Genomic DNA, 15,000 nt, shown 5'->3' with positions numbered 1-15,000 from the left:
GCAACAGCCGACGCGCCCTTCTGACGGTCCGCGCTCTTCAGCAGTTGCCAATACAGCCGGCCGACCGCCCGGCCGCCCGGCCGCCCGGGTCAGGCGCCGGCGTCGCGCAGCACCGACAGCACCGCCTCCGCCGGCACATCCGCGGTCACGAAGGCCGCGCCGATACCGCGGGCCAGCACGAACCGCAGCTGGCCTGCGACCACCTTCTTGTCCTGGCCCATCAGCTCCAACAGCGTCTCCGCCCCCGGCAGATCGCCCGGAATATCCGACAGATCCGCCTTCATCCCCATCGCTTTCAAATGTGCCCGCACCCGGCTTGGCTCTTCCTGCGGGCACAGCCCCAGCCGCGCCGAAAGCTCAAACGCCAGCGCACAGCCGATTGCCACGCCCTCGCCGTGCAGCAGCCGGTCCGAATAGCCGGCCGCCGCCTCCAGCGCGTGGCAGAAGGTATGGCCGAGATTCAACAGCGCGCGGTCGCCCTGCTCGGTCTCGTCGCGCACGACGATGTCTGCCTTCATCCGCACCGAATGCGCCACCGCCTCGACCCGCGCCGCCGTGCTGCCGCGCGCCATCTCAGGCCCATGTTTTTCCAGCCAGGCGAAAAACTCCGCATCGCCCAGAAGCCCGTATTTCACCACCTCGCCATAGCCTGCGAGGAAGTCGCGCTCCGGCAGCGTTTCCAGCACGCCGGTGTCGGCCAGCACCAGCGAGGGCTGGTGGAAGGCGCCAATCAGGTTCTTGCCCTGGGGCGCATTGATGCCGGTCTTGCCGCCGACCGAGCTGTCGACCTGCGCCAGCAGCGACGTCGGGATCTGCACGAAGCGCACGCCGCGGCGCAGGACCGCGGCGGCGAATCCCGCCAGATCGCCGATCACCCCGCCGCCAAGCGCCACCACCACATCGTTGCGCTCCACCTTCTGCTCCAGCAGCCACTCCACCGCACGGGTGAACTGCGGCCAGCCCTTGGTCGCCTCTCCCGGCGGCAGCGCCAGCGCCGCCATCTCGATGCCCGCCGCGGCAAGCCCCGCGCGCAAGCCATCCAAATGCGCGGCCGCCACCGTTGCATCGGTCAGAACCGCCACCCGCGGCCGGCTCAGCAGCGGCGCAATACGCGCGCCCGCCTCCGCCAATAGCCCGGGGCCCACCAGCACGTCATAGGCGCGTGCGCCCAGGTCCACATGTATCCGCTGTTCCATCAGCTCCACTCCAGAACGTCGGGCCGCGCCTTCAGCGCCTCCAGCACCCGGTCCACCATGGTTTCGATCGAGGCCTGCCCGTCCGAGACCACCGCCAGGTCCGCCTTCTCATAAAGCGGCACCCGGGCGCGGTAGAGCGCCTCCAGCGTCGCCTTGGGGTCTGCGGTGCGCAACAGCGGCCGGGTATCGCGGTGGCGCACCCGGCTCCACAGCACCTCCAGGTCGGCCTTCAGCCAGACCGACACGCCGCCCGCCCGCACGATCTCGCGGTTCTCCGCGGCAAGGAACGCGCCGCCGCCGGTCGACAGCACGCCGCGCTCCTCCGCCAAGAGGCGCGAGATCACCTGGCGCTCCTTCTGGCGGAAGAAAGCCTCTCCGTCACGGGCAAAGATCTCGGGGATTGACATATTGGCGGCGCTTTCGATCTCGTGGTCGCTGTCCAGGAACGGCACGTCCAGCCGCGCCGCCAGCGCCCGGCCCACCGCGGTCTTGCCCGCGCCCATCATCCCCACCATCACGATGGTCTTCTTCAAAGCCCCCGGCTGCGGGGCTGCGGCCGTACTCAGACCGCTTTGCTCATTTTCGCTCATTCTTCAGTGAATGACGTGATCTTGCCGAAAAGGGAATATATAAGTTGGTCAAAAGAGCAGGAAGCAGGCATCGGATTCCCCATGGGTCGTTTGATCAAATATTTCGTCTACGTCGTGGTTCTGGCTGGCATCGGGCTGGTTGGCTACGCCTATGTCGGGCCCTGGTTCGGGGCTGATTTCGGCGCCCCCACCAGCGAGGTGCGCAAGCCGGTGGTGCTGGATGCGGATTAAGGCCGCTCTGGCCTGCGCCATGGTGGCAGGCCAGGCTCTCGCCCAGGCACCCGCGGACGAGCCCCTTGCGGCAATCGGCTGGCTCAAGGAGAAGCCGCAGCGCTCCAGCCTGCCCGGCACCGTGCTTCTGGAGCCGCCGGTCACCGGCTCGGCCGCCTCGCCGCCCGTGACGGTCACGCCGCTGGAAAACCTGCCCGCGCCCATCGGCCTGGTGCCGCCATCGGCAACCGGGCTGCCGGTGGGTCTGTGGCGCGGCAGCGCACCTAAGGATGTGGCCCATCTGATCGAAACCGTGCCGGTGCGCGAAAGCCCGGCGATGCAGGCGCTGCTGTTCACGCTGCTCTTGTCGGAAACCCGCGCCCCCGCCGCGGACGGCGACCGCATCCTGCTCGCGCGGATCGACCGGCTGATCGCGCTTGGGGCGACCGACCCGGCACAGGCGCTTCTGGAGCATGCGGGCGCCACTGCCAGCCAGGAGAGATTCGCGCGCTGGTTCGACACCACGCTGCTCACCGGCAGCGAGGACCGCTCCTGCGAGGCGCTGGGTGATGCCCCGCATCTGGCGCCCGGGTATGCGGCGCGGATCTTCTGCGCGATGCGCGGCAACGACTGGTCCACCGCGGCGCTGATGCTGGAAACCGCCGCCACGCTGGAGGTGCTGCCGAAAGCCCAGCTCGACCTGCTCGACCGCTTCCTGAATCCCGATCTCTACGAGCAGGCGCCGCCGCTCAAGCTGCCCGCGGCGCCGGATCCGCTGACCTTCCGGCTCTACGAATCGATTGGCGAGCCGCTGCCCACCACACGGCTGCCGCCCGCTTTTGCCGCTGCCGATCTGCGCGACCTCGCGGGCTGGAAGGCGCAGCTGGAGGCCGCCGAACGGCTGACCCGCGGCGGCGCGCTGCCGCCGAACCAGCTCTTGGGCCTGTTCAGCACCCGCAAGCCTGCCGCCTCTGGCGGGGTGTGGGACCGGGTCTCCGCCCTGCAGGCCTTCGAGGCGGCGCTGGAGCGCAAGGACCGCGATGCGCTGGCCCGCGCCCTGCCGCGCGCCTGGGACGCGATGCAGGAGGCCGGGCTGGAGACGGCCTTTGCCGAGCTGTTTGCCGACCGCCTGGCCCAGGCCGGGCTGGACGGCCCGCCCGCCGCGCTGGCCTGGCGCATCCGCCTCTTGTCGCCCGGCTACGAGCTCGCCGCCCACACCGCACCGCACGACACCCCCGACTCCCGTTTCCTCGCCGCCCTTGCCCGCGGCCGGCCCGGCGAGGCCCCCGCGCCCTCCCCCCTTGCGGGCGCCATCGCGGAAGGCTTCAAGCCGGGCACGCCGGTGCCCTACAGCCTGCAAAAGCTGCTCGGCAACGGCCAGCTGGGCGAGGCGATCCTGCGCAGCATGGTGCAATTTGCGCAAGGCGCGGACGGCAATCTCGACGATCTCAGCACCGCGCTGGCCGCCTTCCGCGCGGTCGGGCTGGAGGACACCGCCCGCCGCGCCGCGCTTCAACTGATGCTTCTGGAGCGGCACTGACATGACCGCTCCGCGCGACGACCTGCAATGGATCTCCACCTTCCTCGAAGCCCAGGCGGCCGAGGCCGGCGCCTCGCAGAACACCCAGCTGGCCTATGGACGTGACCTCAAGGACCTGGCCGCCTGGCTGGCGCACCGCGACCTGTCCTTCGGCATTGCCGCGCAGACTGACCTGGAGGCCTATCTCATCGCCTGCGACGCGCAGGGCCTCGCCCGCGCCACCCGCGCCCGGCGGCTCTCGGCGGCCAAGCAGATCTACCGTTTCGCCTTCGAGGAGGGCTGGCGCAGCGACAATCCGGCGGTGCAGATCCGCGGACCGGGGCGCGAGAAGAAACTGCCCGTAACCCTCGACGTTGCGGAGGTCGACCGGCTGCTGGATGCGGCGCGCAGCGCGGGCCGCAACGAGACCGCCCGGCTGCGCAACACCTGCCTGATGGAGCTGCTCTATGCCACCGGCATGCGGGTGAGCGAGCTGGTCTCGCTGCCGGCGGCGGCGGCGCGCGGCGATCCGCGCATGCTGCTGATCCTCGGCAAGGGCGGCAAGGAGCGCATGGTGCCGCTCTCGCCCCCTGCACGCGAAGCACTCTCCGCCTGGCTCGCCCGGCGCGACCGCGACGAGGCCGCGGCAGAGGCCAAGGGACATCCGTCCTCGCGCTGCCTCTTCCCGTCGCGCGGGAAATCCGGCCACCTGACCCGGCACCGCTTCTACCTGCTGATCAAGGAGCTTGCGGTGAGCGGCGGCGTCGCCCCCGCCAAGGTCACGCCGCACACGCTGCGCCACGCCTTTGCCACGCATCTGCTCGCCAATGGCGCCGATCTGCGCGCGATTCAGGCGCTTCTGGGCCACGCCGACATCGCCACGACCGAGATCTACACCCATGTGCTGGACGCGCGGCTTCAGGAACTGGTGCTGGAGCATCACCCGCTGGCGCAGGATCAGGCCTGACGCTTGAAGCAGCCGAAGCCAGACCCCATAACTGTTCATACACCCTCAACAATCCGGACCCCACATGGACCCCGCCACATCTGTTTTCGACAGCGCTTTCTGGATCACCTCCGGCTCGATCGTCTTGTTGCTGGTCTGCTCCGGCTTCTTCTCCGGCTCCGAGACCGCGCTGACCGCCGCCTCCCGCGGCAAGCTGCGCAGCCAGGCCGACAAGGGCTCGGCCGGGGCCAAGCGGGCGCTGCTGATCACCGAAGACAATGAACGCCTGATCGGCTCGGTGCTTCTGGGCAACAACCTGGTGAACATTCTCGCGGCGTCGCTTGCGACCTCGCTGTTCACCCGCGCCTTCGGCGAAAGCGGCGTCGCGCTGGCGACGCTGGTGATGACCCTGCTGGTGCTGGTCTTCGCCGAGGTGCTGCCCAAGACCTACGCCATCTCCAACGCCGAAAAAGCTGCGGCGGCGGTCTCCCGGCCGATCGCTATCCTGGTTACGCTGCTGGCCCCGGTGGTCGGCGCGGTACGGCTGTTTGTGCGCGGCGTGCTGCGCGTCTTCGGCGTGCGCATCGACCCCGACAGCCACATTATGGCAGTGCGCGAGGAGATCGCAGGCGCGTTGCACCTCGGCCATTCCGAAGGCGTGGTCGAAAAGGAGGACCGCGACCGTATCCTTGGCGCGCTCGACCTCTCCGACCGCTTCGTCGAGGAGATCATGCTGCACCGCTCCAATATCGAAATGATCGACGCCAATGCCGATCCGGAGGCGATCCTCGACCAGTGCCTGACCTCGCCGCACACCCGCCTGCCGGTGTTCCGCGACGAGCCGGAAAACATCATCGGCGTGATCCATGCCAAGGATCTGCTGCGGCAGATGTATGCCCAGATCGGCGGCGCCGATGGCGATGCCAGCCAGATCAAGGACTTCGAGATCACCCAAGTCGCCAAACCGCCCTATTTCGTGCCCGAAACCACCACGCTGGACGAGCAGATGCGGCAGTTCCTGCGGATGCGCTCGCATTTTGCTCTGGTGGTGGACGAATACGGCGCGCTGCAGGGGCTGATCACGCTGGAGGACATCCTGGAAGAGATCGTCGGCGAGATCACCGACGAATTCGACCCGCACGAGGAACATGTGGTGAAGAAGACCCAGGACGGCGCCTATCTGGTCGAGGGCGCCACCACCATCCGCGACCTCAACCGCGCCACCGACTGGAACCTGCCCGATAACGAGGCCAACACCATCGCGGGCCTGGTCATCCACGAGGCGCAGATGATCCCGACGGCGGGCCAGGTGTTCTCCTTCCACGGCTTTCGCTTCGAGGTCACCTCGCGCCAGGGCAACCGGGTCACCGGGCTGAAGATCCGGCCGCTGACGTGACAGCGGTGTGATCGGGGGCGTGATGCGGGCGGTTCAGCAGGCGCAGAATTGGTTCGATGCCATCGTGCTGGATCTGTTGCGCCAGCTGCGCTGGTCCTTCCTGCCGCCGCTACTGGTCTATTTTGCTTTCGGCGCCCAGGGCATCACCTCGGTTGCGGCGGCTTTTTACGTCAAGGAAGAGCTCGCCCTCTCCGCCGCCTTCCTCGCAGGGCTGGCATTCTGGGCCGGTCTGCCCTGGGCGCTGAAGATGCCCATCGGCCATCTGGTCGACCTGATCTGGCGCTGGAAATACCTGCTGATCCTCATCGGCGCCGCGCTGCTCGCGGGCAGCTACGGCATCCTCGCCGCGCTGGTGCTGGCGCCGGAAGTGATGCAGGCGGTGATGCCCCTTGGCGCCTGGTACGTGGCCTCCGTCCTGCTGGCACCTTGCGGCTTCGTGCTGCAGGACGCGGTGGCCGATGCCATGTCGGTGGAGGCGGTCCCCCACACCGACAGCCAGGGCCGCCCCCTGCCGGAGGCCGAAACCAAATCGCTGCACACCACCATGCAGACCCTCGGCCGCATTGCGGTGATCAGCGGCTCCAGTATTGCCGCCGCAGTCAACGTTACCCTGTTCGAAGGTGCCGAGGCGCTGCCGCAGGACGAAAAATCAGCGCTTTACGGGTTGATCTTCACCCTCGCGCTCTTGATCCCGGTGATCTCGCTCTCCGGCGTCGCGCTGGCGCTGGTGCAAAAATGGCTGAAGGCCGCGCGCCTGCGCCGCGCCGGCATTGCCAAGGGTGAAATCCGCAACCGGCTGGAGCCCCCGCGCGAGCCGGTGACGCCCAACCGCTGGTATTTCATCGGCGGCGGCGCCTTTGTCGCGCTCTCGCTCACCGCAGGGCTTGCGGATCTGCCCTTCTCGCAGGAAATCGTCTTTGCCGGCTCCATGGGCATCGTGCTCTTCATGATGCGGCAGCTCATCGTGGTTCTGCCCGCCGCCCAGGCCCGTGCCCTCATCGGCACCGCCATCACCATCTTCGCCTACCGCGCCACCCCGCTGCGCGGCCCCGGCGCCACCTGGTTCGAGATCGACGTCCTCGGCTTCGACCAGCAGTTCCTCTCGGTGCTCTCGCTCATCACCGCGCTGCTCACGCTCGCCGGCATGCTGGCGCTGCGCCCGATGATGGCCAACCGCCCCATTGTCTGGCTCATCGCCTTCCTCGCCATCACCGAGGCGGCGCTGAACCTGCCCAACATCGCTCTCTACTACGGGCTGCACCATTGGACTGCCGCGCTCACCGGCGGCGTGGTGGACGCGCGCTTCATCGCCCTGGTCGACACCGCGGTGGAATCGCCGCTGGGCCAGATCGCGATGATTCCCATGCTCGCCTGGATCGCCCGCAACGCGCCCGCGGGGCTCAAGGCCACCTTCTTTGCCGTGATGGCCTCCTTCACCAACCTCGCACTGTCGGCCTCCAGCCTCGGCACCAAATACCTCAACCAGATCTTCACCGTCACCCGCGAGGTGACAGGGCCGGACGGCACCATCACCACCCCCGCCGACTACAGCCAGCTCGGCCCCCTGCTGATCACCGTCGCCGTCCTCACCCTCGCCGCGCCCCTGACGGCGATCTTCGTGATCCAGCACAGCCGCTTCCGCACGACAGACTGAGCCTCCCCAATCGGAAACGACACCCCGCGCCGCTTTTGGGCTGGACTACTGTTCACATCTGTCCAGAATGCAGGGCAGCACCTGAAACAGGGAGAGGCGCCATGAAAACCACCACCCGCGTGGCAGTGATCGGCGGCGGCGTTGTCGGCTGCTCCGTTCTCTACCACCTGACCAAGCTCGGCTGGTCCGACGTCATGCTGATCGAACGCTCCGAGCTGACCTCCGGCTCCACCTGGCACGCGGCAGGCGGCTTCCACACGCTGAACGGCGACACCAACATGGCGGCGCTGCAAGGCTACACCATCAAGCTCTACAAGGAACTCGAAGCCCTCACCGGCATGTCCTGCGGGTTGCACCACGTCGGCGGCGTCACCCTCGCCGACAATCAGGAGCGCTTCGACATGCTGAAGGCGGAGCGCGCAAAGCACCGCTTCATGGGACTTGAAACCGAGATCGTAAGCCCCGAGGAAATCGCCAAAATCGCCCCCGTCACCAATACCGACGGCATCGTGGGCGGCCTCTACGATCCGCTCGACGGCCACCTCGACCCCTCGGGCACCACCCACGCCTACGCCAAGGCCGCGCGCATGGGCGGCGCCACGATCGAGACCCACTGCAAGGTGATCGAAACGAACCAGCGCCCCGACGGCACCTGGGACGTGGTGACGGAAAAGGGCACCATCCACGCCGAGCACGTGGTCAACGCCGGCGGCCTCTGGGCCCGCGAGGTCGGCGCCATGGCCGGCGTCTACTTCCCGCTGCACCCGATGGAGCACCAGTACATCGTCACCGACGAGGTGCCGCTGATCCGGGAGATGATGGCCGAGGGCCAGGAACACCCCCACGTGATGGACCCGGCCGGCGAAAGCTACCTGCGCCAGGAAGGCCGCGGCCTCTGCATCGGTTTTTACGAACAGCCCTGCAAGCCCTGGGCGGTGGACGGCACGCCGTGGAATTTCGGCCACGAGCTGCTGCCCGATGACTTCGACAAGATCGAGGATTCCATCGCCTTCGCCTACAAGCGCTTCCCGGCGCTGGAGGCCGCGGGTGTCAAATCGGTGATCCACGGCCCCTTCACCTTTGCCCCCGACGGCAACCCGCTGGTCGGCCCGGTGCCGGGGATGCGCAACTACTGGTCGGCCTGCGCGGTGATGGCGGGCTTCAGCCAGGGCGGCGGCGTCGGCCTGATGCTGGCCCAGTGGATGGTCGAGGGCGAGTGCGAGCGCGACACTTTCGCGATGGACTGCGCCCGCTTCGGCGGTTGGATCACCCCGGGCTACACCCGCCCGAAGGTCGTTGAAAACTATCAGAAACGCTTCTCCATCGCCTACCCGAACGAGGAGCTGCCCGCCGCCCGCCCCTTCCGCACCACGCCGATGTACGGCATCTTCGACCAGATGGGCGCGGTCTGGGGCGCGCAATACGGGCTGGAGGTGCCGAACTACTTTGCCGAAGGGGATGAACCCCGGTACGAGACCCCCTCCTTCCGCCGCTCCAACGCCTTTGACGCCACCGCGCGCGAGGTGAAGGCCGTGCGCGAAGCCGTCGGCATCAACGAGACCCACAACTTCGGCAAATACCGCGTCACCGGCGCGCAGGCCCGCGCCTGGCTCGACCGCATCATGGCGGGCCGGGTGCCCCAGCCGGGGCGGCTCTCGCTCACCCCGATGCTTTCGCCCAAGGGCCGGCTGATCGGCGACTTCACCATCTCCTGCCTGGCAGAAGACGAGTACCAGCTCACCGCCTCCTATGGCGCCCAGGCCTACCACATGCGCTGGTTCCAGCAGAATGCGGCCGAGGGCGTCCGGGTTGAAAACATCTCCGACACCCGCACCGGCTTCCAGATCGCAGGCCCCCGCGCAAGGGAAGTCCTGCAAGCCTGCACGCGGCAAGACATCTCGGACATGCGCTTCATGGACGTGCGCCGCCTCACCGTGGGCATGGCCGATTGCATCGTGCAGCGGGTGAGCTACACCGGCGGCCTCGGCTTCGAGATCTTCTGCGACATGCCCAGCCAGCGCGCCCTGTGGGCCACGCTCTGGGAGGCAGGCCAGCCGCACGGCATGAAGCCATTCGGCATGCGCGCGATGATGTCGCTCCGCCTCGACAAGTTCTTCGGCTCCTGGCTCCGGGAGTTCTCGCCCGACTACACGGCCGCTGAAACCGGGCTCGACCGCTTCATCGCCTGGGGCAAGGACGCCGATTTCATCGGCCGTGCGGCAGCCGAGGCCGAGCGCGCCGCAGGCCCCGCCCGCAAGCTCTGCGCCTTCGCGGTTGAAGCCGGCGACGCCGATGTCGTCGCCTACGAGCCGATCTGGCGTGACGGCGCTGTGGCTGGCTTCTGCACCTCGGGCGGCTACTCGCACCATGCCCGGCAATCCGTCGCTCTCGGTTTCGTGCCGGCAGAGAAAGCCCGGGACGGCCTGGAAGTGGAGATCGAGATCCTCGGCAAGATGCACAAGGCCCGGCTCATCACCACCCCGCTGTTCGACGCGGACGGCACCCAGATGCGCGGCTGAGCCCCGGATACAGGTCAGCCCGCCTGACCTGTATCCGCCCCGTTGCGCGCCCTGCGCCCGCTTCCCGTGCAGGAACCCTGCAACGGATACGTCACCGCGCCTGCCCCGATGTTTCGCGCGCGAAACAACGGGTCAGAGTTGCTGACCTGTCCGCGCTTGGACCTGCGGCTTCTTCTGGCTAGAAATATCCCCGCCGGAGGCTCCCGCCCCAACCACTCTTCGCACCGGGCTTTATGTCATGCCGCAGACCGCCATCCTCCTCCTCGCCGCCGGCGCCTCCACCCGGATGCGCGGGTCCGACAAGCTCCTGGTGGACGTGGATGCCCAGCCTCTGCTCACCCGGATGTGCCGCCGCGCCGCGCTGACCGGGCTGCCGGTTTTTGTTACCCTGCCCAGCCTCGCCCACCCGCGCGCCGCGGTGATCTGCGATGCCACGCCCGTGGCCGTCCCCGACGCCGCGGAGGGCATGGCCGCTTCGATCCGCCAGGGGGTCGCCGCGCTGACCGCCAGCACAGACGCGGTGATGATCCTCCCCGCCGACATGCCGGAAATCACCACGCAGGACATGATGCTCCTCGCCGCCCGGCAGGACGAGCTGCAAGGCCAGGTGCTGCGCGCCTGCGCGGAAGACGGCACGCCCGGCCATCCCGTGCTGTTCCCGCGCCGCTGCTTCGAAGCGCTGCAAGCCCTCACCGGAGATCGGGGCGCGCGCTCGGTCCTCGCCGGTGAGGATGTCCGGAAAATCCCCCTTCCCGGCCGCCACGCGGTCATCGACCTCGACACGCCGGAGGCCTGGGCCAAGTGGCGCAAGAACGGCGCACCCCCCTGAACTAAAAAGGCGGGGCACCCATGGCCCCGCCTCTGGCGTCTGCTGCAGTCCGCGCCGCCTCCTCCCGCGCGGCGCGGACCCTGGCGGTCAGTGCACCAGCAGCTGCGCCTCATGCTTCTTCAGTGCCCGGCGCGCCGCGGCATAGCCGGCGCGGCCCTGCTCCGATTGCAGCTCCGGGAACAGTTCGAACACTTCGTTGCGCTGTGCGCTGTCCAGCCCGCGCAGGGTCTGGTCGCCGGGCTGGAAGCTCTCGGTCCAGGCGCCGTCGGACAGAACCACCTCGTGCTGGTCGAACATGAAGTGGATGTAAGTCACCGTTTCCAGGCTCTCCACCATCTCCACCCCCGGCAGGCCGGTCAGATGCTTGGCGGCGACCAGAACCTCGCGGTCCTCGAAATAGAGCGCGGTCTTGTCGTTGGCGATCAGCACCCGGTGGTTGGGGCTGACCAGCATGTCGCGCTCCGGCAGCCCGTTGCCAAGCGCGCCGCGGCAGATGCGCACCGGCAGCAAATGCGCCGCACCGGCCAGTTCCGCCGCATGCAGCCTGCGCGCGCCGATCCAGCGGATCGTCTGGATGCCGTTGTCCCGCGTGATCACACGGTCACCCGCCTGCAGCTCCTCCACCGGGCGCTCGCCCCCGGGCGTGGCGATCAGCGTGCCGGGCGTGAAACAGGGCACAATCCGCTCGATCTCGCTGAACTGCATCGAGCCGGTGACCGCGCCATCATCCCCCAGGAAATTGATGGTGCCGGAATAGCTGTTGCCATCTGCATCCAGCGTGCGGCCGGCAATCTCGAACCGGGCGCCGCCGAGATCGAGCGTGTCGTAGTCATCGCCGCCCGAGCCGCCGTCCACCGTATCGCCCGCATTGCCGCCCACGAACAGGTCCCGGTCGTCACCGCCCGACAAACTGTCGCTGCCATGCCCGCCGGTGATCACATCATCGCCTGTGCCGCCCTCGACCACGTCATCGTCGATGCCTGCGTCGATGGTATCATTACCTGCGCCGCCGTGGATGGTGTCGTCATCGTCCTGCCCGAAGATCAGGTCGTTGCCGTCTCCGCCATCGATGTAATCCCTGCCGTTGGTGGGATCCGGGTCGGGGTCGCGGCCGTCGCCGCCATCGTCGGTGATGTTCAGCGCATCGGGAAACGCCGGGTTCAGACCGCCATAGATGGTGTCGTCCCCGCCGCCGCCGAGCAGCACATCGGAGCCTTCGCTGCCGGTCAGCACGTCTGCGTCATCACCGCCGTCGATGGTATCGTCGTCGATGCCGCCGTCGATCACATCCATGCCGCTGCCGCCCGTGATCAGGTCGGCGTCATCCCCGGTCGAGATGGTGTCATTGCCCGCGCCGCCATGGACCGTGTCCATGTCATCGGCGGGGTCCGGATCGGCGGGCACGAAGGGAATGTCCGGATCGGTGCCCGCATAGCCCGGGAAGCCGCGGTCGGGGAGCGGGGCGGGATCGTCCGACGAGCTGTCGATCACGTCGCCGCCATCGCCGCCCTCAATCGAATCGGAGCCGTCGCCGCCGCTGAGCGAATCGTCGCCATCCTGGCCGAGGATGACGTCATCGCCATCGCCGCCGTCGATGGTGTCGTTGCCGGGCACCACTGGGCCGGCCGGGTCGAGCGCGTCGAAGTAGACGTCGGTCACGTGGATGCCGGAATTTCCGCTGCCGGGCTGGCCGTGTTCGATCACGATGGCAGAGACCGGCCCCGGAATCGTCACCAGAAGCGAATAGCTCGGGTTGTCGTCATCGGCATAGGTGCCGTCTGCAACGGCCGTGTCATCGCCTGCGACCGCGTCGGTATCGCGCAATGACACCGCGGGGCCGCCGGAGAGGTTCACGGTGATCGGCTGGCCCGCACTGTCGAGCGCGGTGACGCGCACCGCCCCGCCGCCGTCGATGTCGTTGATCCGGAAGGAAACGTTCTCCACCGGGTTGGAAAATTCAAGCTCGTGCGTGGCGAGGTTGCCGCTGCCGTTGGTGACAGAGGCAAGCCCCGAGCGGGTGTCGGCCGCGCCGCCGCCGGTGTCGATGTTGCCGGTGTATTGCTCGGTGCCGGAAAAGCGGTTGTCCACGCCCGCGCTGGCACCGGTCTGGCTGTAGGTCACGGTGACATTGCCGGTGTCCTGGCTGAAGCCGCCGCTGAGGTCGTCGCCATTATCGACCTGGCCGCCGTCATCCGGGTCGGGCGCCAGGTCCCACTGGAACACCTCGCGGCTGCTGCTGCCCGCGCCGGGCGCGTCGCTGTCGCCTTCGAGCACGTCGTCACCCGCGCCGCCCTGGATCACGTCCGAGCCGGAGCCGCCATGCACGGTATCGTCGCCCGCGCCTGCCGCGACGGTATCGTCGCCGCCGCCCGCGTGCACCAGATCGTCGTCCGGGCCTGCCGCGGGGTCGATGGCATCGCCGTTGTCAATGCGGTCGCCGTCGGGGTCGCCGGTGTAGCCCGTGTCGATCACGTCATCGCCGGCCGAGCCTTCGACGATGCCGTCGAGCCCTTCCCTGGTGACATCGGCGTCCAGCACCGCGACATAGTCGACCGCGCCCTCGAAGGTTTGGGCACCATTGCCGGCCGCGCCGATCACGAAGCTGTTCTCGTCCGTGCCGGCCACGTCGAGCGTCATGCCGGAGACGTCCTCCCCCGCGCTGGCGCTGGTGCCCTGCGTCAGGTTGCCGGCCTGCATGGTGACGCCGCCCTCACTCCAGCCGTAAGTCACCTTGAGCACGTCGCCGCCGGTATAGAAGCCGGGGCCGGTGCTGAGCAGCACGCTCCCGCCGCCGCTGGCATGGGAGATCTCCACCGCGCCGTCGCTGGTGATCCGGATTTCCAGATGCGAGGCGTCACTGCCGCCCGGTGCGGCAAGCCCGCGGCTGAGCACGGTCTGCGCGCCTGCCTCCGGCAGGTCCGAGGGTTTGAAGGTGGTGATGATGCTGCCCTGGTCCAGATCGAAAGGCGCGTCCTCGCTGCCGCCGACAACAAAGGCGCTGCCGCTGCCGCCATTGAGCAGCCAGCCGCCGGCGAAGCCCGCACCGCCTGTGGCGGCGCCATCCTGCGCAATCCCGTCGTCCAGCCCGGTGTCGCGGGTTTCGTACCCGCCGCGGAAATCCCACAGGCCGACCAGATTGGCCGAATACGGGTTGTCGAAATTATTTGCCATCACATGTTCCCTTTCCCCCGGTGTGCCGCCCGGCCCTCAGGCCCGGTGGCGCACCACACCCCCAATACAGCCCCGTGCTCCAATCCCGGCCGCACGCGCCCCCGCGCGTCCAGGCCAATCCGGGCCAATCCGGGCCGCCCGGCGGTAACTGCCGGACAACCGCGTCCCAGTGAAAAGCCGCGCGCTGGGCAGATCGCACGCACCGCAAGACCCGGGACATGGGCAGGAGGCACCCCCAATGGGCCATTTACCCATAGCGGAGCCGATTTGAGGCACAAAGCTAAAAAACCACCTAAAATCCCTATTGCCACGGGGCTTGCGCCCTGAACACGGTGCCGTCTCCGACCCGGACGGCAGCGATTGTTTCCGCATCTTGCGGCGATTTTGCGGCAAGAGTGGTAACAGCCGGTAAAGAACTGCCCCTAGGCGCGCTTTGTGCGCCTCAATGTTTCCAATGCGGAAACAAATCCGGCGGCGGCGGCGGACGGTGGATTTTACGGTTGATCTTTACGCAGGACCTGCAGGTTTGCGCAGCCCCCTGCGGCCAATGGCCTGAAAAGGCGGGTTTTGTTTCCGCTCCCTCGCGCATGTGCGGGATCAGGCGAATCACACTGGGGCCGTTCGGGGCCAGATGCGGCACGGGCCGACTCCGCTTAGCACAACCCAGGCGGGTGTAAAATATCCAGGATTTCAGTGGAGGGGGGATTAGCTGGGGGGATAATGGCGGAGGGAACGGGACCGGGAAACAAGGTTCTCCAACCCTCGCAGGGTCACCCCTGCATCCTTTTGCTTAGGCTCAGGACCCGTTGATTTCCGTTTGGCCGCGTGATTCACGGTGCTCAGAACGAGCGGTGAACATGTCTGACCTTTTCTGGCTGAGCGACGAGCAGATGGCCCGTCTGAAACCCTTCTTCCCAAAGTCCCACGGGAAGCCTCGCGTTGACGACCGTCGGGTCTTGAGTGGGATTAT

At 67.9% G+C, this 15,000-nt stretch carries 10 protein-coding genes and 1 pseudogene; 8 read left to right on the top strand and 3 right to left on the bottom strand.

The genetic code is table 11. The features are described 5' to 3' along the window. Positions 1–89: 89 nt before the first annotated feature. Both aroB and ACOHX0_RS05785 read right to left on the bottom strand, forming a co-directional pair. Positions 90–1,196, bottom strand: a complete 1,107-nt coding sequence (gene aroB / locus ACOHX0_RS05790; protein ID WP_420675741.1) for a 3-dehydroquinate synthase — start codon at positions 1,194–1,196, stop codon at positions 90–92. Next, entirely contained in the window at positions 1,196–1,786 is a 591-nt protein-coding gene (locus ACOHX0_RS05785; protein WP_420675740.1) for a shikimate kinase, read from the bottom strand. The genes aroB and ACOHX0_RS05785 overlap by 1 nt, the downstream gene beginning before the upstream one ends. Before the next feature lie 81 nt (positions 1,787–1,867). On the opposite strand from ACOHX0_RS05785, the gene ACOHX0_RS05780 reads away from it, so the two are divergent. The 7 genes from ACOHX0_RS05780 (at position 1,868) to ACOHX0_RS05750 (ending at position 10,859) form a co-directional block, all read left to right on the top strand. Beyond that, positions 1,868–2,017 (top strand): hypothetical protein, encoded by a 150-nt coding sequence (locus tag ACOHX0_RS05780; protein ID WP_420675739.1) that lies wholly within the window; start codon positions 1,868–1,870, stop codon positions 2,015–2,017. Then, a complete protein-coding gene (locus tag ACOHX0_RS05775) occupies positions 2,007–3,536 on the top strand; it encodes a hypothetical protein (RefSeq protein ID WP_420675738.1) in 1,530 nt (509 codons plus the stop codon). Before ACOHX0_RS05780 ends, ACOHX0_RS05775 begins: the two co-directional genes overlap by 11 nt. Position 3,537: 1 nt before the next feature. After that, positions 3,538–4,482 carry a tyrosine recombinase gene (locus ACOHX0_RS05770; protein ID WP_420675737.1) on the top strand — a complete coding sequence of 315 codons (945 nt, stop codon included), beginning with the start codon at positions 3,538–3,540 and terminating at the stop codon, positions 4,480–4,482. 64 nt (positions 4,483–4,546) lie between these two features. Continuing rightward, positions 4,547–5,857 carry an HlyC/CorC family transporter gene (locus ACOHX0_RS05765; RefSeq protein WP_420675736.1) on the top strand — a complete coding sequence of 437 codons (1,311 nt, stop codon included), beginning with the start codon at positions 4,547–4,549 and terminating at the stop codon, positions 5,855–5,857. 22 nt (positions 5,858–5,879) lie between these two features. Beyond that, the gene (locus ACOHX0_RS05760) at positions 5,880–7,511 is read left to right on the top strand and encodes an MFS transporter (RefSeq protein ID WP_420675735.1); all 1,632 of its coding nucleotides are present in this window, start codon (positions 5,880–5,882) and stop codon (positions 7,509–7,511) included. Positions 7,512–7,612: 101 nt separating this feature from the next. After that, on the top strand, positions 7,613–10,030 hold the full coding sequence (locus ACOHX0_RS05755) for a GcvT family protein (RefSeq protein ID WP_420675734.1): 2,418 nt from the start codon (positions 7,613–7,615) through the stop codon (positions 10,028–10,030). Positions 10,031–10,268: 238 nt separating this feature from the next. Next, positions 10,269–10,859: a nucleotidyltransferase family protein gene (locus ACOHX0_RS05750; RefSeq protein ID WP_420675733.1), complete on the top strand. Its 591-nt coding sequence runs from the start codon at positions 10,269–10,271 to the stop codon at positions 10,857–10,859. A gap of 87 nt (positions 10,860–10,946) precedes the next feature. On the opposite strand, the gene ACOHX0_RS05745 is transcribed toward ACOHX0_RS05750, so the two are convergent. After that, the gene (locus ACOHX0_RS05745) at positions 10,947–14,030 is read right to left on the bottom strand and encodes a Hint domain-containing protein (RefSeq protein ID WP_420675732.1); all 3,084 of its coding nucleotides are present in this window, start codon (positions 14,028–14,030) and stop codon (positions 10,947–10,949) included. Between the two features lie 857 nt (positions 14,031–14,887). Between ACOHX0_RS05745 and ACOHX0_RS05740 the strand changes: the two are divergent. Further along, a pseudogene (locus ACOHX0_RS05740) lies at positions 14,888–15,000 on the top strand (IS5/IS1182 family transposase); the annotation flags it as partial.

This window comes from Cribrihabitans pelagius, from assembly GCF_048820915.1.
Lineage (GTDB): Bacteria > Pseudomonadota > Alphaproteobacteria > Rhodobacterales > Rhodobacteraceae > Cribrihabitans_A > Cribrihabitans_A pelagius.
The sequence above is the reverse complement of the archived record's forward strand: the minus strand, read 5'-3'. Positions and strand labels throughout refer to the sequence as shown.

What these genes read in the sequence shown, in the direction of transcription:
- ACOHX0_RS05750 (WP_420675733.1), top strand. Translation starts at nt 10,269, where the DNA reads ATGCCGCAGACCGCCATCCTCCTCCTCGCCGCCGGCGCCTCCACCCGG.
- ACOHX0_RS05780 (WP_420675739.1), top strand. Translation starts at nt 1,868, where the DNA reads ATGGGTCGTTTGATCAAATATTTCGTCTACGTCGTGGTTCTGGCTGGC.
- ACOHX0_RS05760 (WP_420675735.1), top strand. Translation starts at nt 5,880, where the DNA reads ATGCGGGCGGTTCAGCAGGCGCAGAATTGGTTCGATGCCATCGTGCTG.
- aroB (WP_420675741.1), bottom strand. Translation starts at nt 1,196, where the DNA reads ATGGAACAGCGGATACATGTGGACCTGGGCGCACGCGCCTATGACGTG.
- ACOHX0_RS05785 (WP_420675740.1), bottom strand. Translation starts at nt 1,786, where the DNA reads ATGAGCGAAAATGAGCAAAGCGGTCTGAGTACGGCCGCAGCCCCGCAG.
- ACOHX0_RS05755 (WP_420675734.1), top strand. Translation starts at nt 7,613, where the DNA reads ATGAAAACCACCACCCGCGTGGCAGTGATCGGCGGCGGCGTTGTCGGC.
- ACOHX0_RS05775 (WP_420675738.1), top strand. Translation starts at nt 2,007, where the DNA reads ATGCGGATTAAGGCCGCTCTGGCCTGCGCCATGGTGGCAGGCCAGGCT.
- ACOHX0_RS05765 (WP_420675736.1), top strand. Translation starts at nt 4,547, where the DNA reads ATGGACCCCGCCACATCTGTTTTCGACAGCGCTTTCTGGATCACCTCC.
- ACOHX0_RS05745 (WP_420675732.1), bottom strand. Translation starts at nt 14,030, where the DNA reads ATGGCAAATAATTTCGACAACCCGTATTCGGCCAATCTGGTCGGCCTG.
- ACOHX0_RS05770 (WP_420675737.1), top strand. Translation starts at nt 3,538, where the DNA reads ATGACCGCTCCGCGCGACGACCTGCAATGGATCTCCACCTTCCTCGAA.